This window comes from Candidatus Obscuribacterales bacterium (assembly GCA_036703605.1).
Lineage (GTDB): Bacteria > Cyanobacteriota > Cyanobacteriia > RECH01 > RECH01 > RECH01.
This window is the reverse complement of the sequence record DATNRH010001139.1, coordinates 1-4,544: the sequence shown is the minus strand read 5'-3', so window position 1 is coordinate 4,544 and position 4,544 is coordinate 1. Positions and strand designations below refer to the sequence as shown.

Annotated in this window: 3 protein-coding genes; 2 read left to right on the top strand and 1 reads right to left on the bottom strand. The window is 55.4% G+C overall.

Going from position 1 to position 4,544, the window contains the following annotated elements; translation table 11 throughout:
* The first annotated feature begins 66 nt into the window (after positions 1–66).
* Complete coding sequence (locus V6D20_23555) at positions 67–1,398, top strand: recombinase family protein (protein HEY9818756.1); 1,332 nt, start codon at positions 67–69, stop codon at positions 1,396–1,398.
* Between the two features lie 170 nt (positions 1,399–1,568).
* A complete protein-coding gene (locus V6D20_23550) occupies positions 1,569–1,775 on the top strand; it encodes a hypothetical protein (protein HEY9818755.1) in 207 nt (68 codons plus the stop codon).
* Here the strand turns inward: V6D20_23550 and gghA are convergent.
* Complete coding sequence (gghA, locus tag V6D20_23545; GenBank protein HEY9818754.1) at positions 1,731–4,277, bottom strand: glucosylglycerol hydrolase; 2,547 nt, start codon at positions 4,275–4,277, stop codon at positions 1,731–1,733. The genes V6D20_23550 and gghA overlap by 45 nt on opposite strands.
* Between the last annotated feature and the right edge of the window lie 267 nt (positions 4,278–4,544).

Genomic DNA, 4,544 nt, shown 5'->3' with positions numbered 1-4,544 from the left:
GCTGGATATCGCAAAATTACCGACTGACCTGGAGAGTGCTGATCTGGTAGGTGTTAAGCAAGATCTATGACCACTGCAGCCTATTGGTATGGCGATCCCTATCTTGACTCGGCAGAGCAGCCCGATTGGCCCTGCCCCATTGATCGTCTCTATCAAGACTGGGGCGATCGCCTGCAGCTTGATCAATTATTCACCGATTGCCGCGCCGGTTTAATTCAATCAATTCTGGTGCGCCGTTTGGGAGAGTTGGGGGATTCCTTAGCGGAGGTGAGCGATCGCCTCGTTGTGCTAGAACAGTTGGGGATTCCCCTCACGCCCCTAGACGATGATTCGCACCATCCGGATAGCCTAGAGCGATCGCAGATGATCGACCTCTTTCGTCAGCTCCAGCAACAGCAGCGCGGGCGAACGATTCAGCGGGGCCATGCCAAAAATCGGGTGAATGCCCTGCCGCCGCCTGGGAAAGCGCCCTATGGCTACCGACGCGGCAAGGATCGCTATGTGATCGATCGCAGCACAGCTCCTATTGTCAAAGCCTTGGTGGAACACTTTTTGCTCTACGGCACCCTGCGGGGCAGTGTTCGTCAGATTAATCAACAGTTTGGTAAGAAATTTTCGGTATCCACCGGGCGGCGTTGGCTCACCAGTCCGATCTATCGCGGTGATTTGCAGTACCACACCGGTGATGTAATCTCCGATACCCACGCGCCGCTGATCTCCCGCGATGAAGCAGCCCAAATTGATCGCCTCATGCGCCGCAATCGCCGTTTGCCGCCCAAAACCGCCAGCGCTCCCCGTTCTCTGGCGGGCTTAGTGACCTGCCAGACCTGCCAGTCGGGAATGACCGTGACCCGCGTCACCCGGCGACAGAGCGCTACGGAATACCTCTATTTGCGCCCCATGGCTTGCCCGCGGCTATCGCTCAAGTGCAGCGCCATTGCCTATGGGGATGTGTTAGACCAGGCCATTCAGCGGATTTGTCAGGATTTACCCAAGGCGATCGCTGCCCTAGAGTTGCCGGACATCGACGGACTGCAGCAGGCGATTGGTGGACAGATTGCCGTGAAGCAGGACATTCTACAGCGCTTGCCCACCTTGGTGGATCAGGGCATTCTCGATGACCAAACCGCTAGTCTGCGCAGCTATACGCTCAAAACAGAACTGTCGGCTCTGCGCGATCGCCAGGCCCAACTGCCGCCTGCGAATCTGAAGGCGATCGCCCAAACCTTGTCGATTCCCCAATTTTGGCACGATCTATCGGAGTCGGAGCGGCGGGTCTATTTTCGAGAGTTCATTGACCAAATCCATCTGATTCGCTCAGAGGAGGATCCCCAATCTTGGAGCCTGGATCTCGACTTTATTTTTCAGTCGCTGTATGGCGATCGCCCTCCTTCTTAGTCCGGGCAACTACAGGCGACTATAGGCGATCCCAGGCGGTGATCGCTCTAGAACCGGCTAGTCCTGCCTGAGCGGTAATCGCCCCGTTCTTGCCCAACTCCCCCATAATGAAAACAGAGACATGAAAACAGAGACATGAAAACAGAGACAAACCAGGTGGAGAAAACGGCATGGATCGCTCAAAACTAGTTGCGATCGCCACGGGAGCGATCGCTGTTTTGCTGAGTGTGGCCTATTTACTGATTGTGCAGTTGCTAGATTTTCGGGGCGAGATGAAACCTGCCCCGATCACGGAAGAGTCCACTACGCCAGTGGCGATCGTCAGGCTGCCCCTAGTCTCGAATGCGCTCCAGCAGCACCCCTTGGCTATCCTTTAGCTCAAAAAGGCGCAGTTCGTCGGGGTCGCTGTCGTCGAGTTCTAGACCCGGCGTGGCTAGGGCAATGCGCCATTCGCTGAGATCAAGCTGTAGCCAGTCGCCCAGGGTGACGTCAATGGGTTTGCCGCCCATATGGGTGACCAGCGCCACCTGCTCTAGCTCGTCATCACAGTCTGCACAGGTGCGCAGACCATAGAATACCGTGCGTTGTTTATCGCTAATTCGATTAAAGCGATCGCTGCCGCCGAGGTTTTCTGCTAGCCAGGGATGCTGATGCCGATATTGCCGTACCTGTAGCCCAAAATGGGTCAAAACCGGATCGACGTCATCCATGTAATGTTTGATATTACAGATATCGTGGGCATCTTCCATAAAGCCCATGGCGAAGGATTTAAGGGCAGGAACGTCCACATGGTTGAGGAAGGGAGCGCGATCGGGATGTTGTAGGTCATACATCGCCGATACTTCGCAGTAGTCGGGATTGTCGCCTAGGCAGCGTTGGCACATGCGCGCCACCGCGTCGAGGTCGTAGTCTGTTTTCAGCAAGGCTTCGCTGAGGGCCGTGCAAAAGGTTTTTAGGGCCTTGAGATCCTTAAACCCTAGCTCCTTGAGCCGCAGAAAGGCCCAGGGTTGGTCATACAGTTCGGGTTCAATCTGCCAATCCAAAAAGCCCACTTCCTCGGCGGCTACCTTGACGCCGTAGCGATCGTCGGTGTTGCGGAAAAACAGCCAGGGAGCCCACATCATGGTGTTGATGAAGTCCATGGGCAGCCCCGGACTGAAGCCATAGACCCAGAGTTTCACCGCTGGATTATCGTAGGCGTTGCGCAGCACTTGGGGCAGGGTTTTGCCGAGATTCCAGTTGATCTTGGCATCCAGAAGAATTTGGTTGCCGCGCCGCACGGTGTCGTGGTTGGCGCAGCCGGTAATCCAATGATCGCCTTGGATCAGCACCTCACTCACCCGCTGCCATTTCTTATCCCAAAAGCCTTCTAGGGCTGGAGTATTGTGGGCAAAAATCAGGGGCCCCCATTGGTAGGAGGTGGGCTGTAGTTCGATTAAATCGCGGTAGGTGGAGGTTTCTTCCCAGCCTTCTTGGGGCCAAGGACGACCGTCTTCAAAAATGGTGAACATCAGGCGCTGACAGCCGTTGATTTCTTGCACCACATCGCTCATGGCTAGGAGATAAGCATCATCCTGTTCTACTAAGCCGGTGAGGGGATTGAACCAACGGAAATCCTGCCCGCCATCCACGCGAATGCCGTCAGCTCCGGTGTTAATCTTGCGGCGCTGCATTTCTAGCAAAATCGCCCGTACGGTAGGAAGCTGGTGGTTCAAGTCTTGCCCATACATATTGGGCCCTTTGAGGAACTGACGGTTGAGCAATTCCTCGCCTTGGTTGTCGGCGTGGCCGTAGACCAAGTCATAGATCACCTGGATGGGCCCGGTGGAAAAATTGTGCAGGGTGGCGATGAAGTCGATCATCTCGTCGGGGCGCAGGCTGCTGAGCAGGGCAGGATTGGTGGCTGCTGAGCCGAGGATGGGCACATCGTAGCCCCAGTTATGGGTGTTGGGCTTGCGCAGGGTGACCTGGCGCTGTTCCTGATCTTTGAAAATGGGGCGTTGGTCGGTGATCACCTGATCGGAGGTGAGGTCGATGGTTAGGTCAGGTTCATCGGAGTTGGTATTGGAGGCGATCGCAAAAAATTCGTGGGTGAAGTTATCGCCTTCAATACGGTATTCGATGGTGGGTTCGACGGGCAAAAGCTGCACAGCATCGTAGCCAATGTAGTTTTCTTCTGCGCCGGTGAGCGGTAGCCCTTGGTCTAGCTTGTCGGAAATCTGGCGATACAAGTCCGTCAACCCTGCCAGATAGCCGGTGGGGGAGGCGGTGGTGATGTGCAGTTGCAGGATATTACGGGGCGCGGGAACGCGGGGAATGGTGCCTTCTTCGTCACACTGAGAGGTGCGGCGCAGGTAGTCAAGATCGGCGCGCTGCTGCTGGATAGAATCCATGTCGTAGAGTTCCGCAGGCGCAAAGACACCGTAGGGCATGGAAACGGCCAGGGGATCGCGAATAATCCGCAGGTAGTGGTGGGGACTGAGAGCCCGTAGCCAGTAGAACGAGCCAGCTCGATCGCGCCGTCCAGGCTGCATTCCCGCCAACACGCCCCAAATGTATTCCCCCTGCTGCATCAGCGGGATGCGATCGCACTGGAAGCGTACGGTTTGTTCGGGTGCCTGAAAGTCGATGGGATCCAGAGGCGTGAATACTTCTAGGAAAATATCTCGCTCCGATTGGATGACCTCACTGGCTAGGCGAGGTGTCCAAAAGCCAATCTCGGTGAGACCGTCTGGTCGGTAATGGGCTCCCAGTCGCCGTGCCAACTGTTGACTTTTGTGAAAGTAGGTTTCATCCGATTCGTTAACGGCGATCGCCCAGTCGAGGAGGGCTTGGGTTTCGTCTTCAACTAAAGCAATCTGAGTGGCAGTGGTGACCATGAAGCAATGTTCTGAAGAATGCGGGTAGCAACGTCTAAAAACTTGGGAAAACCGATGCCCTTGGCTTAGATTTTCTTAGTCAAGAACGTTGCTCTTGAGTGTACCCTGCTCGCTCCGATTTGCCCTCTATCCCGTGGGAGATGGTGTCCAGGAATTGGGGGCAAGGTGTGCAAGGTGTGAAGATGTCAATTGGGTCATGTTGGTGACATTGGAGGCAAGAACCTCTCCCTGGGATGATGACAGTATGTAAAAGCGATCGGATGATAC

Coding starts and splice junctions, on each gene's coding strand:
- V6D20_23555 (HEY9818756.1), top strand. CDS start 67: ATGACCACTGCAGCCTATTGGTATGGCGATCCCTATCTTGACTCGGCA.
- V6D20_23550 (HEY9818755.1), top strand. CDS start 1,569: ATGGATCGCTCAAAACTAGTTGCGATCGCCACGGGAGCGATCGCTGTT.
- gghA (HEY9818754.1), bottom strand. CDS start 4,277: ATGGTCACCACTGCCACTCAGATTGCTTTAGTTGAAGACGAAACCCAA.